Source organism: Bacillus sp. sid0103, assembly GCF_019219025.1.
Genome location: NZ_JAHUWN010000022.1, coordinates 17,555 through 38,481, shown reverse-complemented (window position 1 = coordinate 38,481; position 20,927 = coordinate 17,555). Strand labels below are relative to the sequence as shown.

Annotated in this window: 19 protein-coding genes and 4 pseudogenes; 21 read left to right on the top strand and 2 right to left on the bottom strand. The window is 39.5% G+C overall.

Features of this window, described 5'->3' with window-relative positions:
* From KW850_RS22120 to KW850_RS22060, 13 genes and pseudogenes are all read left to right on the top strand, one after another.
* Window positions 1-231 (top strand): annotated as a pseudogene (locus tag KW850_RS22120) (adenine nucleotide alpha hydrolase family protein); the annotation flags it as partial.
* Window positions 232-776: 545 nt separating this feature from the next.
* Window positions 777-2,036: an Nramp family divalent metal transporter gene (locus tag KW850_RS22115; protein WP_256358380.1), complete on the top strand. Its 1,260-nt coding sequence runs from the start codon at window positions 777-779 to the stop codon at window positions 2,034-2,036.
* Between the two features lie 980 nt (window positions 2,037-3,016).
* Complete coding sequence (locus KW850_RS22110) at window positions 3,017-3,601, top strand: TetR/AcrR family transcriptional regulator (RefSeq protein ID WP_218349919.1); 585 nt, start codon at window positions 3,017-3,019, stop codon at window positions 3,599-3,601.
* A 326-nt stretch (window positions 3,602-3,927) separates the two neighbouring features.
* A complete protein-coding gene (locus KW850_RS22105) occupies window positions 3,928-4,740 on the top strand; it encodes an SDR family NAD(P)-dependent oxidoreductase (RefSeq protein WP_218349918.1) in 813 nt (270 codons plus the stop codon).
* Window positions 4,741-4,878: 138 nt separating this feature from the next.
* Window positions 4,879-5,688, top strand: a complete 810-nt coding sequence (locus tag KW850_RS22100; RefSeq protein WP_218349917.1) for an SDR family NAD(P)-dependent oxidoreductase — start codon at window positions 4,879-4,881, stop codon at window positions 5,686-5,688.
* 181 nt (window positions 5,689-5,869) lie between these two features.
* On the top strand, window positions 5,870-6,829 hold the full coding sequence (locus KW850_RS22095; protein ID WP_218349916.1) for a sugar kinase: 960 nt from the start codon (window positions 5,870-5,872) through the stop codon (window positions 6,827-6,829).
* Window position 6,830: 1 nt separating this feature from the next.
* Window positions 6,831-8,111, top strand: a complete 1,281-nt coding sequence (locus KW850_RS22090) for an MFS transporter (RefSeq protein WP_218349915.1) — start codon at window positions 6,831-6,833, stop codon at window positions 8,109-8,111.
* Window positions 8,112-8,170: 59 nt separating this feature from the next.
* Complete coding sequence (locus KW850_RS22085; protein ID WP_218349914.1) at window positions 8,171-8,824, top strand: bifunctional 4-hydroxy-2-oxoglutarate aldolase/2-dehydro-3-deoxy-phosphogluconate aldolase; 654 nt, start codon at window positions 8,171-8,173, stop codon at window positions 8,822-8,824.
* Window positions 8,825-8,889: 65 nt separating this feature from the next.
* Window positions 8,890-9,867, top strand: coding sequence for a LacI family DNA-binding transcriptional regulator (locus tag KW850_RS22080; RefSeq protein ID WP_218349913.1), 978 nt, complete (start codon window positions 8,890-8,892; stop codon window positions 9,865-9,867).
* 135 nt (window positions 9,868-10,002) lie between these two features.
* Complete coding sequence (gene hxlA / locus KW850_RS22075) at window positions 10,003-10,638, top strand: 3-hexulose-6-phosphate synthase (protein ID WP_218349912.1); 636 nt, start codon at window positions 10,003-10,005, stop codon at window positions 10,636-10,638.
* A 3-nt stretch (window positions 10,639-10,641) separates the two neighbouring features.
* Window positions 10,642-11,190, top strand: a complete 549-nt coding sequence (hxlB, locus tag KW850_RS22070; RefSeq protein WP_218349911.1) for a 6-phospho-3-hexuloisomerase — start codon at window positions 10,642-10,644, stop codon at window positions 11,188-11,190.
* Between the two features lie 293 nt (window positions 11,191-11,483).
* Window positions 11,484-11,731, top strand: a pseudogene (locus KW850_RS22065) (alpha/beta-type small acid-soluble spore protein).
* A 162-nt stretch (window positions 11,732-11,893) separates the two neighbouring features.
* Entirely contained in the window at window positions 11,894-12,613 is a 720-nt protein-coding gene (locus tag KW850_RS22060; RefSeq protein WP_218349910.1) for a hypothetical protein, read from the top strand.
* Window positions 12,614-12,977: 364 nt separating this feature from the next.
* Here the strand turns inward: KW850_RS22060 and KW850_RS22055 are convergent, their stop codons facing one another.
* Window positions 12,978-13,289, bottom strand: coding sequence for a thioredoxin family protein (locus KW850_RS22055; protein ID WP_374226379.1), 312 nt, complete (start codon window positions 13,287-13,289; stop codon window positions 12,978-12,980).
* Window positions 13,290-13,867: 578 nt separating this feature from the next.
* Here KW850_RS22055 and KW850_RS34310 point away from each other — a divergent pair.
* The 5 genes and pseudogenes from KW850_RS34310 to wrbA all read left to right on the top strand — a co-directional run.
* Window positions 13,868-14,254 (top strand): annotated as a pseudogene (locus KW850_RS34310) (DUF3231 family protein); the annotation flags it as partial.
* Entirely contained in the window at window positions 14,205-14,480 is a 276-nt protein-coding gene (locus KW850_RS22045) for a hypothetical protein (RefSeq protein WP_218349907.1), read from the top strand. The pseudogene KW850_RS34310 and the gene KW850_RS22045, both read left to right, overlap by 50 nt.
* A gap of 33 nt (window positions 14,481-14,513) precedes the next feature.
* The gene (locus tag KW850_RS22040; RefSeq protein WP_218349906.1) at window positions 14,514-14,648 is read left to right on the top strand and encodes a BA3454 family stress response protein; all 135 of its coding nucleotides are present in this window, start codon (window positions 14,514-14,516) and stop codon (window positions 14,646-14,648) included.
* A gap of 50 nt (window positions 14,649-14,698) precedes the next feature.
* Complete coding sequence (locus tag KW850_RS22035) at window positions 14,699-15,406, top strand: pirin family protein (RefSeq protein ID WP_218349905.1); 708 nt, start codon at window positions 14,699-14,701, stop codon at window positions 15,404-15,406.
* 46 nt (window positions 15,407-15,452) lie between these two features.
* Window positions 15,453-16,118: an NAD(P)H:quinone oxidoreductase gene (wrbA, locus tag KW850_RS22030; protein WP_218349904.1), complete on the top strand. Its 666-nt coding sequence runs from the start codon at window positions 15,453-15,455 to the stop codon at window positions 16,116-16,118.
* Between the two features lie 1,145 nt (window positions 16,119-17,263).
* Here wrbA and KW850_RS22025 read toward each other — a convergent pair.
* Entirely contained in the window at window positions 17,264-18,163 is a 900-nt protein-coding gene (locus KW850_RS22025; RefSeq protein ID WP_218349903.1) for a VanW family protein, read from the bottom strand.
* A gap of 92 nt (window positions 18,164-18,255) precedes the next feature.
* Here KW850_RS22025 and KW850_RS22020 point away from each other — a divergent pair.
* From KW850_RS22020 to KW850_RS22010, 3 genes and pseudogenes are all read left to right on the top strand, one after another.
* Window positions 18,256-18,597 (top strand): annotated as a pseudogene (locus KW850_RS22020) (Tn3 family transposase); the annotation flags it as partial.
* Window positions 18,563-18,946 (top strand): SIS domain-containing protein, encoded by a 384-nt coding sequence (locus KW850_RS22015; RefSeq protein ID WP_218349902.1) that lies wholly within the window; start codon window positions 18,563-18,565, stop codon window positions 18,944-18,946. The pseudogene KW850_RS22020 and the gene KW850_RS22015, both read left to right, overlap by 35 nt.
* Window positions 18,947-19,603: 657 nt before the next feature.
* A complete protein-coding gene (locus tag KW850_RS22010; protein ID WP_218349901.1) occupies window positions 19,604-20,443 on the top strand; it encodes an MBL fold metallo-hydrolase in 840 nt (279 codons plus the stop codon).
* Window positions 20,444-20,927: the final 484 nt, after the last annotated feature.

Here is a 20,927-nt window from a genome sequence, read left to right as displayed (position 1 = left end):
CAACTGACAGAACGACTTGGGGGAGTATTTGAAATGTACGAAACCAAAGACCGCCGTAATGTCTTTAGAAAGCAGGTAAGTGAAATGAATGAAAAAAAAGCAACACAAGTTATTATCGGCCAATCTGCTCGTTCCAGATGGGAGGAGATAACAAAAGGTTCTGTTACTCAAAAATTGTTAAGAGAGGTACGTCATTTAGACGTTTTAGTAGTAGCAGATCAGAAAAAATAATAATTAACTGATAACTTCAACTAAACTAAAACGGGTGCTTGAGTTCAAGAAGGTATGGCTGTTGCGACAATCTTTTTCTTATTAAACTAAAGGTATGGATTTATGGGTAAAATAAGCACAAAGGTGACTATATAAATAAAATTTTTCATTCCCTTTTCTTTCCTTTAATTTTGTTACACACCAATCCTGCATTTGCTGAAACAGAAGCTAATCAAATAGTAAGCCCAATAACTTCATTTATGTCGGGTTTGCAACCTGAGACCCTTTAAAATGTTGTAGAAATATGGATATTAGGTTTGAAAAAATCGAAGTTTGCTGTTCAATATGCATTGCTTTTGCCATCTCTTCAAAAACAAACAAGGAGGAAATTCGAACAAAGGAGTTAGGGTACTGGGCAATCAGGTCTGTGGGTAGATAATGTTCTTATTATTAAAGTAAATAAGAATAGCGATAAAAAGCTACAATATTACAGTTGCATTAACTCATATGCAAATTACTGAAATAAACTATAAGTTCGGATAAACGAAGGAGGTTGGACCGAAAAATTGTCTTACTCTTTGAATAAATATTCTAATTCTTCTATAAAAAGTGATTCTAATGGAATTAAAAGATTGCTGCCTTTTTTAGGTCCTGCCTTTATTGCTGCTGTGGCATATATCGACCCAGGAAATTATGCAACAAACATTTCGGCAGGGTCTAAGTATGGATACACATTATTATGGGTCATTTTAGTTTCTAATTTAATGGCAGTTTTGATTCAGACGATGTCTGCCAAGTTAGGGATTGCAACAGGTAAAAACCTACCTGAAGTTTGCCGAGAGAAATTTTCAAAGAAGACTTCCATACTTTTATGGATACAAGCTGAACTTGTCGTTATGGCAACAGATCTGGCAGAATTTATTGGTGCATCGCTTGGACTCTATTTGCTTTTTGATATCCCACTTGTTTTCGCTGCTATTATTGCAGCCATTGGTTCATTCGTCATTTTGGAGATTCAAAGGCGAGGAATGCGTCCTTTAGAAGCTGTTATTACAGCAATGATTTTTATTGTAGTAATTGTCTTTGGGGTTCAAGTTTTCTATGCAGCACCAGATGCAGCGGCAATTCTCTCTGGTCTTTTCACACTCAAATTTCAGGATGTAGATAGCGTTTTATTAGGAGCTGGTATGCTGGGAGCAACAGTGATGCCGCATGCCATTTATCTGCATTCTGCCTTAACACAAAATAGAATTGTCGGAGAAACCGAAGAAGAACGGAAAAAGATTTTTCATTATGAGTTTGTAGATGTCATTATTGCGATGATTATTGCAGGTGGGATAAACGCAAGTATGTTAATCGTATCAGCGGCTTTATTTAATAAAAACGGACTTAACGTAAGTGATTTAGAAGTTGCCTTTAATGAATTTGGAAAAATACTTGGACCCTTTGTTGCTATATGTTTTGGCATTGGATTGTTATCTGCTGGATTATCAAGTTCTTCAGTTGGTACCATGTCAGGTGACATCATTATGCAAGGCTTTATTAAACGACGCATACCTATTTATTTGAGACGATTTATTACAATGATACCGCCGTTAGGAATAATTTTAATGGGAATTAATCCTTCTAAAGCTCTTGTAATAAGTCAGGTTGTCCTCTCTTTTGGAATTGCTTTTGCTTTAATACCTTTAATAATGTTTACAAGTAACAAAAAACTAATGGGAAAACTTGTAAATCATTCAGTAACGTCGATCTGTGCGTGGATAATTGCTGTACTTATTATAACTCTTAATTTATTTTTGTTATATCATACTTTTATTAACTAAAGAAACAAAAGCACGTTTTTTACCTCCTATTTATTCTAAGTTTCTTTTTAAGCTTACGGGTCAAGAATTGAAGATCCAGCTGCCAAAAATTCTTGGTGGCTTTTTCTTATTCAGCTAACGGGCAGGTGTGCGGCCGAGCCTAGGTCGTATCATATAACGGGTGGGATTCCCGTCGAGTAAGAACTAGTCATTCGCTCGTAGCGAGTCTTGGAGGGCTAAAGGTAACTTTAGTCTTTAAGCGTAGACAGTTAGGTGGCGGGCCGAAAGCCTATTGGTTGAAGGGATTGAGCTCCATAAAGTTAGTAAAACGAGAGGGCTGATGCTTTACCTGCAGCAGAAAGCTACATTTTATCCTTCGTTTAAGGCAAGATGGATAAAACCTCTCTGGAGTCAGAGACCTTGGCACGTTACACATTGATATGATACGGCAACTCGGGAGACCCTACCGGTCTTTTCTTGTAAGAAGAGTATGGTGTACAAGCGATAAAAAGTAAGGAAGTCAAACGCCGGTGTAGGGGGTCGGATAGCAGCGTAGTACCAATGAAGTTGGTTAATGCCGATGGAGGAAAGGCTAGCTATCAGTTATCACCCTTACTAAGGAAACATTTACTACACTCAGAGGTAGGGATAAATGGAAACAAAACTACTAGGGATAGCAGAATTAGCACTGAATCTAAGAGATTAGCTACATTTTGTGAATGGTAACTAGGAGGAGCCGTGTGCGTGAATAGCGCAAGCACGGTTCTGTGAGGGGGGAGGAACATAATCTACCGCAAAGTAGAAAGGTTCCCTTCTACTCGACTAGTTGAATAAATATGGAGGTTAGGGAACAATACATATAATTGTATTAACATTAGTATTTCTTTTTATGATACACCCTATCTTTGCAGGAGAAGAGATTGAATAGCCCTGGCATTATGAAAATTAATTCTTTACTGATCGTTCTCAATATGTTATATTGTTAACAGGAGGGAAATGAAATGGCAAGAAGCAAAGAGTACGAAGAGTCCGAGGTTTTAGATAAAGCGATGAGGCTCTTTTGGGAACAGGGTTACGAAAAGACATCCATGTCCGATCTGGTCGAGCATATGGGAATCCATCGCAGAAGCATGTATGACACATTTGGCGACAAACATACGTTGTTTCTGAACGTTATGGATCGCTATAGCGATAAACTCAGCGCCGATCTTGCTAACGGAGTTAAACTCTCCAAGACTGCAACGGAAGCTCTTCAGTTTATTTTTGAATTCATGATTCGTTTAAATATAGATGAGGACTTGCCTTCCGGCTGCTTACTGGTGAATTCGGCAGTGGAATTAGCAGCTCGTGATGTCGATGTCGATACAAAGTCTACTCAATCATTTATATCAGCAGAGCAGGCACTCAAGGAAATTATTCTTTGGGGACAGAGGGACGGTGAATTCACCTCTGATTACGATGCCGAGGAATTGGCGGAATATCTGCATAATGCATTGGTTGGAATAAGGGTACTGGCAAGAACCTCGGTTAATATAGAAAAACTTCAACGCATAACCAACTTGTCAATTAAGTTTTTAGAAAAATGATGGGTTTATTATTTTTTTTAACATTATTAGAACGTTCATTCTCAAATGATTGAGTCTCTTTGTATCTAAAGCTATTTCTCACTAACCTCTTGTGCATTATTTAGAATGATCGTTCTTGTTTGGACGTCAAAGAACGCAACTTCTAATCTGTTGCGGATATTTTTTACAAAACATCATTTAGATATAATGGATAAATTTGGGTGATTATATTAAAGATTCAAATTATTAACTTTAAAAAGCTATAAGTTATTGATCGATCGCCGTCAAGTTTTGCCATCAAAACGGTGGTTCAGGTCTGAATAAATAAAAAGGGAGAAATGAAAACAATGAGTAAAGTATGGTTTATTACAGGAACTTCGTCAGGATTCGGACGGCAATTTGTGCAGCAGCTACTTCAAGCAGGAGACAAAGTGGTCGCTACGGCACGCAAACTTGAAGCTATTCAGGATTTTAAAGAACTGGCACCGGATCGTGTTCACCTTGTTGCTTTGGACGTGACAAACAAGGCGACAATTCAATCCGCCGTTCAAGAAGCCGTTAACGTTTTCGGGAAAATCGATATTGTCGTGAATAATGCCGGATACGGTCTGTTCGGTATGCTGGAGGAGTATACGGATGAACAAATCCGGAAGCAGTTCGACGTCAACGTGTTCGGTGTACTAGATGTCATCCGAGCAACACTCCCCGTCTTTAAACGTCAAGGATCGGGCCATTACGTTAATTTTTCATCCTTCTTCGGAACTTGGTCCATGCCTCCGTACAGCATATACACTGCATCCAAGTTTGCAGTTGAAGGTTTCTCCGAAGCGTTCGCGCAAGAGTTCGCAAGCTTCGGGATCAAGACGACGATCGTGGAGCCTTCCGTGTTCGCAACAGAGTTTTTCGGCGAATCGATGCAGCATACCGAGAAGACACAAGAATATGCTCCGATGTATGAAGCATACGAGAAAGGTATGTCGAACATCAAGATCGGCGACCCGGCAAAAGCAGTGGAACTGATCATTTCCGTTATAAAAAGCGACAATTCGCCGCTTCGTTTGGCAGTTGGATCTCAAGCTGCATATACGATTCGAGAAGCTTATACCAAACGGCTTGAAGAGGTCAACACATGGTTTGAGCGTTCGGCTGAAGCTGATTAATTGAATATTGGTGATTATATTAAAGAGCTTCAAATTATTAACTTCAAAAAGCAAAAAGATATTGATCGATCGCCGTCAAGTTTTGTCATCAAAGCGGAGGATCAGGTCTGAATAATTAAAAAGGGAGAAATGAAAACAATGAGTAAAGTATGGTTTATTACAGGAACTTCGTCAGGATTCGGACGGCAATTTGTGCAGCAGCTACTTCAAGCAGGAGACAAAGTGGTCGCAACGGCACGCAAACTTGAAGCTATTCAGGATTTTAAAGAACTGGCACCGGATCGTGTTCACCTCGCTACTTTGGACGTGACAAACAAGGCAACAATTCAATCCGCCGTTCAAGAAGCCGTTGATGTTTTCGGGAAAATCGATATTGTCGTGAATAATGCCGGATACGGTCTGTTCGGTATGCTGGAGGAGTATACGGATGAACAAATCCGGAAGCAGTTCGACGTCAACGTGTTCGGTGTACTAGATGTCATCCGAGCAACACTCCCCGTCTTTAAACGTCAGGGATCGGGACATTACGTTAATTTTTCATCCTTCTTCGGAACTTGGTCCATGCCTCCGTACAGCATATACGCTGCATCCAAGTTTGCCGTTGAAGGCTTCTCCGAAGCGTTCGCGCAAGAGTTCGCAAGCTTCGGGATCAAGACGACGATCGTGGAGCCTTCCGTGTTCGCAACAGAGTTTTTCGGCGAATCTATGCAGCTTACCGAGAAGACACAAGAATATGCTCCGCAGTATGAAGCATACGAGAAAGGTATGTCGAACATCAAGATCGGCGACCCGGCAAAAGCAGTGGAACTGATCATTTCCGTTATAAAAAGCGACAATTCGCCGCTTCGTTTGGCAGTTGGATCTCAAGCTGCATATACGATTCGAGAAGCTTATACCAAACGGCTTGAAGAAGTCAACACATGGTGGGAGCGTTCGGCTGAAGCCTAAAAGGTGATGAGCTTATTACTGTGCCGCTCGAAAAAGAAGGGAATCACAGCTGGAAAACAGTAATAAATCATTTTCCAGCAGAGATGGTAAAAGCGCTCGAATTTCCAATTGTTCCAAAAGAAAAAACAAATGAATATATCCGTTTGATTTCGGACATAGCCAGAGAAAGGGAGGTTTTATTATGGAGAAACTAGATGTAATAACATTTGGTGAAGCAATGGCGATGTTTATTGCGGACAAACCAGGTTTTTTGCATGAAATGGATCAATTTACGAGAGAACTGGCCGGTGCAGAAACCAATGTTGCTATCGGACTTGCAAGACTTGGCCTTCGTTCTGGCTGGGCCAGTAAAGTAGGCAATGATGCATTTGGTAAATTTATAATCAACCGGCTTAAGTATGAAAACGTTGACATCGAACATGTTTTGATTGATGATCGTCATCCGACAGGATTTCAATTAAAATCAAAGGTAGTTGAAGGCGACCCGGAGGTCCAATATTTTCGAAAAGGTTCTGCCGCAAGCCATTTATCTGTCGATGATTTCAACGAAAAGTATTTTCAATTAGCAAATTTCCTTCATATGACGGGGATTCCGTTAGCCATCTCGGAACAGGCAAGAGCTTTTGCGAACCATGCGTTATCATTTATGAAAAAGAATGGCCGCAAGGTTTCTTTTGACCCGAATTTGCGTCCATCTCTTTGGGCATCGCAGGAGGAAATGGTGGAACAAATCAATAAAGCTGCGTTTCAAGCTGATTATGTCTTTCCAGGGATAGCTGAGGGTGAACTGTTAACAGGTTTTAAGAAACCTCGTGATATCGCTTCCTTCTATATAGAAAAGGGCGTAGAGCTGGTTGTCATTAAACTCGGGGCTGAGGGTGCTTTTTATAAAACAGCAACAAAAGAAGGTACCGTTCCTGGTTTCAATGTGGAAAAAGTAGTTGATACCGTGGGTGCTGGTGACGGTTTTGCGGTAGGGGTGATTAGTGGATTACTTGAAGGACTTGAAGTGAACGAGGCAGTTTCAAGGGGAAATGCGATTGGGGCATTAGCAGTTCAATCACTTGGTGATAATGATGGTTATCCAACCAAAGCAGAGTTAGAAAGATATATAGAAAATCAATTAGAGGGAATGAAATAAAATGAAACAAACGATTGCGAAACAACGATGGATGCGTCTTATTCCAATTGCTTTTATCACGTATAGTCTTGCTTACCTAGATCGTGCCAACTATGGATTCGGGGCCGCTTCAGGATTAGCCGAGGATCTACACATTACAGCTGGTACTTCATCCTTACTTGGTTCTCTGTTCTTCTTAGGTTATTTCTTTTTCCAAGTGCCTGGTGCTGCATTTGCCGAGAAAAAGAGTGCCAAGGTATTAATTTTCTGGTCGTTGATTGCATGGGGATTATTAGCTTCTTCTACAGGTATGATTACAAATATTAAATTATTATTTGTAATTCGCTTTGCCCTTGGAGTCGTAGAAAGTGCTGTCATGCCGTCCATGTTAGTCCTTTTAAGTAATTGGTTTACGAAAGCGGAGCGTTCTCGTGCGAATACGTTCTTAATTTTAGGAAACCCAGCAACGGTCTTATGGATGTCTATTGTTTCTGGTTATTTAGTTAACTCTGTTGGCTGGAGATATATGTTTATTGCTGAAGGTATTCCTGCCGTCATTTGGGCATTTATTTGGTGGAAGGTTGTCAATGATAAACCTAGAGAAGCAAAATGGTTAACCGAGCTAGAAAAGAAAGATTTTGAACAACAGTTAGCAAAAGAGCAGGAAGGTATTAAGCCTGTTAAAAATTATGGCGAAGCCTTTAAATCAAAACCGGTTATTTTGTTAAGTGCGCAATACTTCCTTTGGAGCATTGGGGTCTATGGATTTGTCATGTGGCTTCCATCCATTATTAAAGCAGCGCCAAATATGGATATCGTCAAAACAGGCTGGTTGTCTTCGGTTCCTTATATTTTAGCTATTATTCTTATGTTAGTTGCTTCTTATTTCTCTGATAAAACATTGAATCGAAACGCATTTGTTTGGCCGTTCTTATTAATTGGTGCTGTTGCATTCTATGCTTCTTATGCGATCGGAACAGACCATTTCTGGATTTCATTTATCTTATTAGTGATTGCCGGTGGTGCAATGTATGCTCCATATGGCCCATTCTTTGCGATTATTCCAGAAATCCTGCCGCGTAATGTAGCCGGCGGCGCGATGGCATTGATTAATAGTATGGGTGCGTTAGGTTCATTTGTAGGTTCTTATATTGTAGGATATTTAAATGATGCTACAAGTGGATTCGGTGCTTCTTATATCTTTATGGCGGGGTCGCTATTTCTTTCAGCAATCTTAACTGTTTGTGCGGTAAACGCTTCTAAAAAGCAAAGTAAGGACTCTGATGTTAAAGTAATTGCATAAAATCATGAACAGCTTTAGAGGTCACTCTAGGGCTGTTGGCTATTAAAGGGGAGATTTTTATGAGTGTAGAGGAAATCAAAAGTAGAGCAGTGGTGGCTGTGATTCGGCGTGCGTCGCTCGATTCGATTGTTCCGATAGGTGAAGCATTGAAGGCAGGTGGGGTCACAGCGCTTGAAATTACGGTGGAAACTCCAAATGCGCTGGCCATTATTGAAAAAGCTTCTGATGTATTTGGGGATGAAATGTTGGTAGGGGCCGGAACCGTCCTCGATGCAGAGACTGCAAGAGCGGCGATTATGGCGGGATCGCGGTTTATTTTTTCTCCGACGGTCAATATAGAGACTATTCGCATGACAAAGCGATATGGGGTCATCAGTGTTCCAGGCGCCTTTACGGCGACGGAAATTTTAAACGCCTATGAAAATGGTGCTGATGTGATTAAAGTGTTCCCAGCTGGGAGTGTCGGTCCAGGTTATTTTAAAAATATTGCCGGACCGCTGCCGCATATTCCTCTCATGCCAACGGGTGGGATTAACTTAGTAAATGCAAAGGATTATATCCACGCTGGTGCCGTTGCAGTAGGTGTAGGCTCCTCTTTGGTAGATCCAAAGAAGACTTTAACAGATGCCTATTTATCCGAAGTCAAAGTAAATGCACGGGAGCTGATGAAGGGGGTTCAGGCAGCCAGAGGGCTGAGCGCCTCTATCTGTTAACTGGAAAATTAGCAGATTTATCACTATAATGAAGTCATTGATGCATGTTGAAAGAGGAAGAAAGTATGGAAAAAGTGACGATGGCCGATGTTGCGAGAGTAGCAGGCGTATCGAAAAGTACGGTTTCACAGTTTATAAATAAACGGTTTGAATATATGGGCGAAAAAACAAAGCTTAAGATTGAAGAGGCGATTGACAAGCTTGGTTATCAGCCAAATTATATTGCCAAATGTCTAAAGCAAAAGCGAACCTCCCTGATTGGAATCATTGTGGCCAATATTATGCATCATTTTTCAACTGAGGTCAGCCGTTCTATCGAAGATTTCTGTAATGGACATGATTTACACGCCATCGTATGTAATGCAGATGATGATCCTGAGAAGGAAAAGCGATATATTGAAATGCTGCGGGCGAAGCAGGTGGATGGCCTGATTATTTTTCCTACCTGCAAAAATAATGAATTGTATGAAAGCATGATTAAGGAAGGCTATCCTGTTGTGTTTGTCGATCGAAAAGTAGAAAACATGGATGTGTTTTCGGTGATTACGGACAATACAGAGTCGACTTATAAGGCGATCCACCATTTAATTGAGAAGGGACATCAAAATATAGCATTTGCGGTTCAGCTGCTTATGGTTAGCACGCGTAGAGATCGATTAAAAGGATATAAGCAAGCCTTGTTGGCGGCTGGCTTAAACATTAACTCAGATTTTATTTTGGAAGCGGCGATCCCGGATATGAAAAGCAAATTAGAAAAACTATTTTCATTAGAGGAAAAGCCAACTGCCATTTTTGCTGCAAATGATCGTGTTTTTTTAGCTGTAATGGATTTTTTTAAAGAAAACGGAATCAAGCTAGGCAAAAATATAAATCTGATTGTTTTTGATAATATTCCTTATGCTCATCTGTTGGAAACTCCTATTTCTTTCATTGTCCAGCCATCCTCGGAAATGGGAAAAAAGGCCGCCGAATTGTTGTTTGATCAAATTAATAAGGTAGAGAAAAAGCCTAAAGAGTATGTGTTCCCAAGCAAGATGGTGTAGTCGGTGCCTGACACCATCTAAGCTTGGTTCAAACCAGTAGCTTTCTCATTGAAATACAATGTCGGCTGGAGTACTATAACTATAAAACCGATTTAGTAAATCGGTTTATCTAATTTAAAATAAGGAGCTAAAACGATGAAAATACAATTAGCCTTGGATCGGCTGCAAATCGCCGATGCCATTCATTTGACGAGAATCGTCGAGGATTCAATCGATTGGGTGGAAGTCGGAACCTCTTTAATCAAGGAATTCGGGATGGCAAGTGTTAGAGAGTTAAAGCAGGCTTTTCCACACAAAACCATTGTGGCTGACATGAAGACATTGGACAATGCCCGTTATGAATTTGAAATGGCTTTTGAAGCAGGAGCTGATATTGTGACCGTCATGGGTGTTTCTCCGTTAGTAACGATTAATGCCTGCATGGAAGTCGCAGCTCGCTACGAAAAGAAGGTCATGTTTGATTTATTAAATACAACAGAAGCCCAAGTTAGGGAATTATTGAACTATCCTGACGCCATCTTTTGTGCTCATGTAAGCAAGGATGAGCAAGAGGAATCAGGTGCACGGAATAAGGGGATAAAGAACAGTACTCTTATTACTGGTACCTCGATTCAAATCGCTGCAGCGGGAGGGATCACGATTGATTCACTAGCCAATTTAAGAAAATCCCTAAATCCATCAGTAGTGATTGTCGGCTCAGCAATTACTAAAGCAACTAATCCGAAAGAGGCAGCAGCCAAATTGAAACAGGCAATAATGGAGGGAGAATAGAACATGTTAGTGATTCCAACTATTTTAAGTGAGGTAGAAACCGTCTTAAGTCAGGTGAAGGAGGAAGAGCTCCACGAATTGGCTACCCAGTTGCAAAAAGCAAAGCGGATCTTTATCATTGGCGAGGGGCGGTCGGGGTTAATGGCCAAATCATTCGCGATGAGATTAATGCATTTGGGTGCAACTGTATATGTTGTAGGTGAAACCATTACTCCTTCGATAGCCGAAGGTGATATTCTCGTAGCCGTTTCAGGTTCCGGTACCACGAAGAGTGTAGTCTGGACAGCTGAAAAAACACAATCATTGGGCTGTTCGGTTATTGCCGTTACGACTAATCCGGAGTCATCCCTCGCTGCGGGAGCCACCAAGATCCTGCATGTACCAGCAGCCACAAAGTATCGCCGCGAGAATGAACTGAAAACGATACAACCACTTGGCTCCTTATTCGACCAATGTGTCCATATTCTTTTTGATACGATTTGTTTACTTTATAGTAATCTGAATGATGTGGACCACACTGCGGCATTTGGGCGACATAGCAACTTGGAATAGAACCATATAATCAAAAAAGTTAAAGAACTTGGAACCGAATATCTAATATTTCCAGGTTCTTTTATAGGAGTAATAAAAGGCCTTTTCGACAGAAAAATCAGAAAAACAGAACTAAAATAGGAAGTAAAAAGTAACGCTAATCGTGACTGTTATGTTGCAAAATAAAATGGTGTCCAGTTCATCTCTGGATACTTTTTTATTTTGTATATTCCATATAAGATTAATCTTTCCTGCGTGCTTCTCACAGAGAGCAACAATTTGTGGTGCACCTGGTCGTAGTGAATCAGTCTACCATGCGGGCTCAAGGAACAAACTACCATGGAAGCAATATACTTTTTGAGGAGGGTATAATATGGCCCAGCCAGAGAAACAACACGCTTTCCGTTCCGCAAGCAAAAAGTGCAATAGAGCAGTTAAAGTTTGAAGTTGCAAGAGAGATCGGTATTACCATCCCAGCAGACGGTATTACGGCAATATGTTGACTCGGGAAACAGGTCAGATTGGCGGGAATATTACTAAACGGCTTGTAATGATGGCTTAACAGCAATTGGCGGTAAGATGAATAATATTTGCCACGAGTTCATTCGCCTATTTCCCGAGCGTTTAGCTCGGTTCGGCCGCATGTCGGAGGTATTTCAGTTAAAATAAAAGGGAAAATATAATGTCAGAAGTTTTAAAATCAATTCGAAACAAGGAGGAACCTATGAACGAACTGCTGGCAAAAGTCATAGACGCGCATGGCGGATTAGACCGTTGGAAAAGTTATCATTCATTAACAGCCACGATCGTTACCGGTGGTGGGTTATGGCCATTAAAAGGGCTCATTCAAGATCCGTATCCGCGTGAAATGACAGTAGAGCTTCACTCGGAAATCGCTTCTATCACTCCCTTCGGTCAACCGGATTGGAAGACTGCCTTCACGCCCGATCGTATTGCGATTGAAACCTTGTCCGGGGATGTCATTCGCGAGCAAGATAACCCTAGGACCTTGTTTGCGAATCATACGATGAACACGCCATGGGATCCGCTTCATCGGGCCTATTTCAATGGATACGCAATGTGGACATACCTGACCACTCCTTTTTTCATGACGATGACAGGGTTTGAGGTCAGCGAAATCCCATCCTGGAAAGAAGGAAACGAGACGTGGCGTGGATTGCGTGTGACGTTTCCCGATCACATTGCCAGTCACAGTAAGGAGCAGGACTTTTACTTTGACGCTGATTTACTGGTGCGCAGACACGACTACATCAATGAAGTCGCCGGCGGCATCCCGTCGGCGCAATATATCGATGACTACATCGAGGTTCAAGGCTTTCGTTACCCGACAAAACGCCGCATGTATCTGCGTGGACCAAATATGGAACCCGTCCGCGATCTGCTGTTCGTTTCGATAGATCTAAGCAACTTCAGGTTTAGTTGACCGTTGGGCGAACTGATAATGTGCAGGTGCTCTTCATGAACAAATAGGTTCGTGATGAGCACTTTTTTCCAACTAACCCTCGTCCTGTAATCCGGGCATTGGAACTCAAGTCATTATCAAGCGCTGTCTTGTTCAATTAACGGGAGCTTTAGTTGAAGAAGGAATTCTTAAAGGATACTAAAGGGCTGTGCTCAAATTAATTCAAAAGCTCTTTTCGTAAATATTGTTGCTATTGGCACACAATATAAAATTCACCTTAAATAGTGGGTTGAAAAGTTGTCAGAACAACAAAGTAAATACGGTTTTAGATTATGGTGCTTAAAAATGAAATAACGACCAAGATTATCTGGTCGTATACCTTTAATTATTTATTTTGTTCGTTCAAAAACTCTCTTACTTGCTCTGGAGATTTTGCGTTAGCACTATGTAAATGGGCAAGCTTTTCTCCGTTTTTGAAGATTAGCAAGCTTGGGATCCCCATTACAGAATATTTTTCAGCAAGTTCTGGAAAATCATCACGATTGATTTCGTTCCACTCATATTGACTGTAATCCTTAATGACATCATCGATGAACATATTCATTCTAGTACAGTCTGGGCACCAACCTGCAAAAAATTTTATGATAACAGTTTTTTCATTAGAGACCACTTGTTCAAATGTTTCAAGACTTTTAATTTCCTCCAAGAGATTTCCTCCTTATTCAAATAACCAATGGGATTGATTTTTTATTTATTATTATTGTATAAAGTAATTTCTTTTCATTCAAATTTTTTGATTGGTTAGTTCTTGCTCCAATTTAAGACATAGTAGCACTTATTCCAATTGCTATTGAAGTTTTAGCTTTATGGTCATTTTTTAGTGGGTAAAAAGCGTTTTCGTTATAAAGCTAACAGGTGCGATACTTCAATAACGAAGGTCGCTTTTTCTTTTTCAAGTAACGTGGCAGTTTAATTAAATAAAGCTAAAGACAAATTAATACTTTTAATGGATAAAAGTTAAGCGAAGAATATGATTTGAAATGGTGAAAATACTAAGCCAAAAAATAAAAGAAGGTAGTTACTATGCAAACAATTGATTTGCAAACAATTAAACAACATAATTTAAGTTCTAATAAAACAAACAATACCGAAAGTCTAACTTAGGGAGAAATGGGTAAACTTTGGGCAACCTATATGGGCAACAGCATGTCAAAATGTATTTTACGCTATTACCTTCAATACGTTGAGGACCAATATTAGAATTTTTTTAGAGAACGCACTAAGATTAAGCATGGACCTTTGAAAATAACAGAAGAGATATTCAAGAAAGAAAATTTTCCAATTCCGAAAGTTTTTTCAGAAGAAGATCTTAACGCTGGTAGTCCTCGTTTATTTGAAGATGAATACTATGTTCATTATTTTAAATATGATTCGAAAGCTGGTATGTGTATTTATAATTTTGCTGTACCGCTTGTTTTTAGAAAGGATGTAGAAGAGTCTTTGACTTACTGTTTGGAATCTAAAATGGCTTGGGTAAAGCAAATCAAAGTAATATTGAAGCCACTGCAAAGTGGTTTAAAGAACTTTATAAGTAACATGGGGGTAATTTTAAATGCTATTGATTCGTCATTCCATCGGGAGTCGCCTACTATGCCAAACTGAACTTTATACGATTGTGAATAAAGGTGAACATTGGGAGATTAGCCTGCCAGTTGATGAAGAAACGTCTTCAAAGATTTTGAATTTTAAGCATGAGTTAAATGTATTTCAGGTAAATGAAACGGAAAAGACATGGTATTACTCTTCTGATGCACAAGTAAATTACCAATCGAATGAAAAACAATTAGTGATACTGGCTGACCATAAAACGATATATCCAACTAAATAGGTTAACAATTATTGTTGAAAGGAGAAATTAAAAATGTTTGAGGTAATGGTTACAGTTAATTATAAAGGTAAAAATTATCTAACCAATGTCCTAGCTAATAAAGGAATGACTTGTGAAAAAATTATGCACATAGCCGAAAAGCAAGTAGTTAAACAATGGAGTAAATAGTAGATTGCCATCAAATGGGATATTGAAAATGAACGTAGGAGAGGAATTTTATGCTAAAAAAAATCGAAAGTAGCCAAATGGGTTCAAGTGATATTGGATGGTTAAAAAGTAAATTTCATTTTTCGTTTGCAGATTATTATAACCCAGATAATATCCATTTCGGTGTTTTAAGAGTAATCAACGATGATTTGCTTGAAGCAAAAAAAGGATTTGGTGTACATCCTCATAGAGATATGGAGATTATATCGTACATTGTCAATGGGGAATTAACACATGGTGATAGCATGGGAAATAATAACACTGTAACTCGTGGTCAAGTTCAATACATGAGTGCAGGTACTGGTGTACTTCATAGTGAGTATAACTTAGGGGAAGATACACTTCGATTTTTGCAAATATGGATCCTCCCTGTAAAAAATGGACTTGAGCCAAACTACGGTGATTTTAGATTCAACTGGGAAGATAGAAAAAATAATTGGCTGCATATGGTTTCAGATATAAATGGAAATGCCCCAATCAAAATTAATCAAGAAGCCAATATATATTCCTTAGAATTGGAACAAGGAAAAAACATTGAGTTCCCTGTAAAAGAAGGAAGACAATCATATCTGGTTCAAATTGAAGGAACTTCAGTAATAAATAATGTTGAGTTAAACGATCGAGATGGATTGGAAATTGTTGAAGAAAATATTTCAATTAAGGCGGTTGAAACAGCACACATCTTAATTATAGAAATGGAAAAACAGTTCGAAGATTAGGGATAAAAATTGTTCAAAAAGAAATAATAAGGTTGGTGTGAAACAAATGGGTATTTTATCCAAGTTATTTGGAAATTCATCTGACAAGGAGACTAAAACAATGGCAAATGTAAACTTAGCAATGATCTATTACAGCATGGGTGGAACAAATTATCAATTATCACAATGGGCTGCTGAAGGAGCGAAAGAAGCAGGTGCTGAAGTAAAGATTCTAAAAGTTCCTGAACTTGCTCCACAATCAGTTATCGAAGGAAATCCAGGTTGGAAAGCACATGTTGAAGCAACAAAGGATGTGCCAGAGGTAAAATTAGATGACCTTGAATGGGCCGATGCCATTATATTCAGCGTACCTACTCGATTTGGTAACATGCCTGCACAAATGAAACAATTCCTAGATACAACAGGAGGACTTTGGTTTAATGGGAAGCTAGTGAATAAGGTCGTTAGTGCAATGTCTTCTGCTCAAAACCCGCATGGCGGTCAAGAGGCAACTATTTTATCACTATATACAACTATGTATCATTGGGGTGCAATTGTTGCTGTTCCTGGTTACACAGACCCAGTAACATTTGGTGCTGGAGGGAATCCTTACGGAACAAGTGTTACCGTTGGGCAAGACGGAAAAATGATTGAAGATGTCCAAGCAGCTGTAAAACACCAAGCTAAAAGGACTGTAACAGTTGCTGAATGGGTTAAAAAAGCGAACCAATAAGTATAAGAAACTAATCGGAAAAATCCGATTAGTTTTTTTGTAGGTAAAATGTTGATTTCAAGCAAATTGTGAAGAGATGTACTTAAAGTAACGGGTGCAAGAGTTGTGCGAAATGTTCCTGGCTTAAATTGAGATTGGTCATACAATGCTCAGGTAAAGGTCAGGCAGTTCCTGTCGGAACTGAAGGGTTATATCGAAGAATCAAATGATGGGGTAACGCCCTGAAGGGTTCTCTCTTAGTCGAATAGCACTGGATTTAGTAAGAATGTTAGTGTTATAAGCTCGGCAAAAAGGCGTGAGAAATTACCGTAGCAGTTTGGCTGCCGAAAGCCTACTCGATGGAGTGGTGTAATTCATGATGCTTGAGTTGAATGAATATGGTGAGAATGCAAATAAACCTACAAGAAAAGGGTAAGCTGACGAACTTCTGAATGTACGGGTCTACAAGCACAATACATAGAAATGTGTATATCACCACAGCGTGAGGTTAGCAGTGGATGAGTAAAAATAACTCATATGAAAGTCCATGATATGTTACAGGCATATGAACGGCTAACAGGCTTAAAGGAAGCACCTAAGTTCATTCTATAATAGATATAATTCAACATTGTAAGCTGATAACGTGGAGGGCTTACTCCCGACGAAGCGTTGAAAAGAAAAGCGATAATGATAATAGTTGCCGTATAACTTTTCTTTATATCAGTGAAAGTAGTGGCACAGTACCGATGAAATGTCTAATCAACATGGAGGGATAGCCACAAGACTATTGAAGATTCCTTTAATCATGCAAGGCAATTCTTTATCGGTTAATAAGGTTCTCGTATGACTAAAAGAGGTTCACCTCCCGCGGGAGGCACCGACTTATTGAAACGGAAGAAATGAAACACATTAAGTATCACAATACTGAACAGTTATGGTTAAAGTGGATTGGTATAGTTGGAACGCCGTATGCGGTGAAAGCCGCTTGTACGGTGTGGACGGGGGGAAAAGGGGAGCGATAACTTCAAACCCTTACCTATCTGTATCAAGAAGGGTAGGTTGCTGCGGCAAATCCTTTTTTTCTTGTTGTACTTTAGGGGCGGGTTAACGAAAATTGAAAATGCCCATCCTTTCATGATGGAAAAGAAAATCCCCAAAGTATATATTTACTTTTGGGGATGTTTTTCAAAAGGAAGATATGGAACTTTCTTAGGTGTATAGGTAATTACATCAGAAGAATAGATTTCAATCTTTAATTTGTTTTCTATCGATTTTGCAATAATGAGTATAGGTTGATTGTATTCATTTTTAAATATTAAGTCAGGTCCATTCCAACTAACAGTGGCATCCCGCTTTGGCGGAACGTATGAAACCACTTTACTGTGTGAGCTACGCTGAACAACATTTAAACCAGCATTATCAACTGCATTAAAAAGGGTAGATGATACTTGACAAATTCCACCACCATAGTCTTCTGAAAGTTCCCCTTTAACGATTACAGTAGCAGGCATATATCCTTTTCCTGCTGTTCTTTCTCCAACCACTTTATTAAAGGAAAATATTTCACCTGGAAAAAGAACATAATTATTAATGGCTTTTGCAGCAAGATAAATGTTATTGTTTCTTTCTTTGTTATTGGAATTGAAGAATGTTATATATTCCCCAATTTTTTCGCTTTTAATATTACCAAGTAATTCACTGTCGATCCTGGGATAAATAGCTAGTAAGGGGACTTCTAATTCATATGAACCATTATTAAAATAATAAGAAAAAATATTTTCTGCGAAAACTTGGCGGTTTAAACAGTAACCGACTTGTTCTGGTATAATAAGACCGTTTTTATCTATAATTGCATTTTTAGGATTTTGGGTAACATGCTGGTCTATTCGGTCCATAAATTTTTTTAGCTTTTTTTGATCTATAATGGGTAATACAGGCAAGTGCATCGAAAAGTTAGTACGGTTGACAACTGAAATAGTATGACTGTTGTTAGTAATCACTAAACTTCCTGGCATATTCACTTGTTGAGATAAAATTATTAGCCCAAGGATCCAACTTAAATTCATATGCTTAAAACCTCCCTAATCTAATTATTGAGATTAAAGCTCCATTTTATGTAATTGCAGCTGTACTTTTATTACGCTTATTTCTGGAAAGTTTCATCCCCTGCGGGGTATGGGAAGCCGTTTATATCCTTGATGGTTTGCTGAAAAACGAGTCGGAGATGCAACCAGACACTATTCATGCCGACACACAAGGCCAATCTACGCCTGTATTTGGCTTATCTCATCTGCTGGGTATTAAACTGATGCCTAGAATTCGGAATTTCAAACAGCTCACTTTCTTTCGACCTAGCCCTGATATGAAATATAAGCACATCGATTCTCTTTTTAGTGATACGATCGACTGGGATTTAATCGAATTACATTGGAAGGATTTTTTACGAGTGGTTTTGTCTATTAAGCATGGGAAAATCTCTTCTGCTATGTTACTTCGGAGAAACCATTACACCATCGATTGAACAAGGGGACCTTTTGGTGGCGGTTTCCGGTTCTGGAACAACGAAAAGTGTGGTTTGGACAGCTGAAAAAACACATTCACTGGGTTGCCCTGTGATTGCGGTAACCACAAATCCTGAGTCAGCCTTGGCTGCGACCGCCAATCCTATCTTACATGTACCAGCTGCAACCAAGTATCGGCGTGAAAATGAATTGAAAACCATACAGCCGCTTGGCTCGCTGTTTGACCAAAGTGTTCATATTTTATTTGACGTCATCTGCCTGGAGTATGGCAAATTGAATGAAGTAGACCATTCGCAAGCGTTTGGCCGGCATAGTAATCTAGAGTAATCACAAAAACCTTTATAGGCGCGTCCAGAGCGACCAAGCGGTCAAGGACGAGGCGGGCAACGCTAACGCCGAGCTTTAGAGATTAATTGCAATTATCCTCGGAGTTTTTGCACCAGAACCGGAAAACAGCTATTTAATTAATGTTAAGACTTATGTGTTGGATTAGAGCAGCAACCCTGTGATCAAGTCCTTATGTTTCGATGCTTTGGCTATCACCTCCGAGCCATAGGTGCTTACGTGTCCGTGGGAAGCATAGCCAAGCTTCATCGCAATTTGGACAACTTGCTTAAACAGGCACGGCAGTAATTCCAGATGATCTTTACGGAAGTTACTGATCGTACGAAAATCCGGCTTGTGACCCAAGTTTTTCTCCTACTTGAAATTAGTGGCATATGAGACTATAATAAAATTGCATACGCTTTCAGTTTATTAGTCGATGCCCCGTATGCTGCAAAGGAAGAATCACACTAACTAATAAGGGAGGTTTAGATACTATCAAATTAAAGTTAGAAATGCACTAAAAAGAAAGTCATCATATTCTATATGAGATTACTCCTTTTTTCCTTCACTGACTGCTACTATTTATTGGGAGCGGATGGGTGTTCAGACTTTCATGGGGTTGTCGTATAATAAAAATAAAATTTAAGGATGGTTAGAATGTCAAACTTACAATTCGCTGAATTATGCATAAAACGTGCAGGTGTCACAAGAAACCTACCAAAAGGAAAAGAAGAACTTCAATGGGTTTCCAATACAGCCACTCTCATTTATGGAGAAAAAGACGCGGTGCTGGTGGATACTTTTACCACTACTGAACAAAACCAAAAATTGGTTGATTGGATAAAGTCTTATGATCGTAACCTTAAATACATTTATATCACGCACGGACACGGGGATCATTTCTTTGGAATCAAGCAATTAAAAGAGGAATTTCCACATGTTAAAGCAATAGCAACGAAAGGATCTGTTGAGAAAAGTTATGAACAAGGATCTCCACAATATATTGAAAGTTTTTGGGGTAAATTATTCCCTAATCAAATTCCTCAACCCCAAGTTTTTCCCGATGTGATCGATTCAAATTCTTTTGAACTTGAAGAACATGGGTTGGAAATCATTGAAGCTGGATTTACGGATACGGCAAATACAACATCATTATGGATTTCGGATATTGAATTACTAGTGGCTGGTGATGCTGCTTACAACGGAATCCATCAATATCTAACTGAAACAACAGAGAGTTCTCGACTTGAATGGATCCAAGCGATCGATCGCTTGAAAGAACTAAATCCCAAATTTGTTATTGCGGGTCACAAAGTCCCCGAAAATGATAATAACCCCAAAATATTGGATGAAACTAAACAATATCTGTTAGACTTTATTCGTTTGGATAAAGAAACAGACAACGTTTTAGATTTATACAATGCAATGCTTAATCTTTATCCAAATCGAGTAAACCCTGGTTCGCTTTGGGGTTCAGCAAATGCTGCCAAAGCATAATTAAAAGGGATCTTCGTTTGCACAATGGCGGTCATAAAAAGATGAAACTTAGGATGCTTTAGCTTTAGTTTCCGCTGTGGACGATGCACATCCATTTGCTTGCATAGACGGTAGACTTTCTTCTTGTTGATCTTTAATTGATGGCGTCTTTTAAGAAGCACTGTTAGCGCAAGACATCTTGAAATTCAAGGCTTGGGATATTGGAGCTTTGTGCAGGCGCGTCGCGCCGAAGGAAATTGGTTCCTCCCACTTGAAAATAGGGGCATATAAGACTATAATGGTATTATGTCAAACTTGGAAGTGATTTAACGTGAATAGAGGGCGCCGGAGCTATCGCATTTTAGTCGTCCGGAAGCACGGTGTTACCAAGAACACCTTGCGATAACGGTGCGATACGGAGACATGCTATTCACCATTGAGCGAACAAGGGTGGCATTGTTTTTTTGAAGTTTTGCAAACGCTTTCGAAATGCAGTCGATGCATT

Excerpts from the sequence above, each read along its gene's own strand:
- KW850_RS22110 (WP_218349919.1), top strand. The coding sequence starts at position 3,017 with ATGGCAAGAAGCAAAGAGTACGAAGAGTCCGAGGTTTTAGATAAAGCG.
- KW850_RS22105 (WP_218349918.1), top strand. The coding sequence starts at position 3,928 with ATGAGTAAAGTATGGTTTATTACAGGAACTTCGTCAGGATTCGGACGG.
- KW850_RS22100 (WP_218349917.1), top strand. The coding sequence starts at position 4,879 with ATGAGTAAAGTATGGTTTATTACAGGAACTTCGTCAGGATTCGGACGG.
- KW850_RS22095 (WP_218349916.1), top strand. The coding sequence starts at position 5,870 with ATGGAGAAACTAGATGTAATAACATTTGGTGAAGCAATGGCGATGTTT.
- KW850_RS22090 (WP_218349915.1), top strand. The coding sequence starts at position 6,831 with ATGAAACAAACGATTGCGAAACAACGATGGATGCGTCTTATTCCAATT.
- KW850_RS22085 (WP_218349914.1), top strand. The coding sequence starts at position 8,171 with ATGAGTGTAGAGGAAATCAAAAGTAGAGCAGTGGTGGCTGTGATTCGG.
- KW850_RS22080 (WP_218349913.1), top strand. The coding sequence starts at position 8,890 with ATGGAAAAAGTGACGATGGCCGATGTTGCGAGAGTAGCAGGCGTATCG.
- hxlA (WP_218349912.1), top strand. The coding sequence starts at position 10,003 with ATGAAAATACAATTAGCCTTGGATCGGCTGCAAATCGCCGATGCCATT.
- hxlB (WP_218349911.1), top strand. The coding sequence starts at position 10,642 with ATGTTAGTGATTCCAACTATTTTAAGTGAGGTAGAAACCGTCTTAAGT.
- KW850_RS22060 (WP_218349910.1), top strand. The coding sequence starts at position 11,894 with ATGAACGAACTGCTGGCAAAAGTCATAGACGCGCATGGCGGATTAGAC.
- KW850_RS22045 (WP_218349907.1), top strand. The coding sequence starts at position 14,205 with ATGCTATTGATTCGTCATTCCATCGGGAGTCGCCTACTATGCCAAACT.
- KW850_RS22040 (WP_218349906.1), top strand. The coding sequence starts at position 14,514 with ATGTTTGAGGTAATGGTTACAGTTAATTATAAAGGTAAAAATTATCTA.
- KW850_RS22035 (WP_218349905.1), top strand. The coding sequence starts at position 14,699 with ATGCTAAAAAAAATCGAAAGTAGCCAAATGGGTTCAAGTGATATTGGA.
- wrbA (WP_218349904.1), top strand. The coding sequence starts at position 15,453 with ATGGGTATTTTATCCAAGTTATTTGGAAATTCATCTGACAAGGAGACT.
- KW850_RS22025 (WP_218349903.1), bottom strand. The coding sequence starts at position 18,163 with ATGAATTTAAGTTGGATCCTTGGGCTAATAATTTTATCTCAACAAGTG.
- KW850_RS22015 (WP_218349902.1), top strand. The coding sequence starts at position 18,563 with ATGGGAAAATCTCTTCTGCTATGTTACTTCGGAGAAACCATTACACCA.
- KW850_RS22010 (WP_218349901.1), top strand. The coding sequence starts at position 19,604 with ATGTCAAACTTACAATTCGCTGAATTATGCATAAAACGTGCAGGTGTC.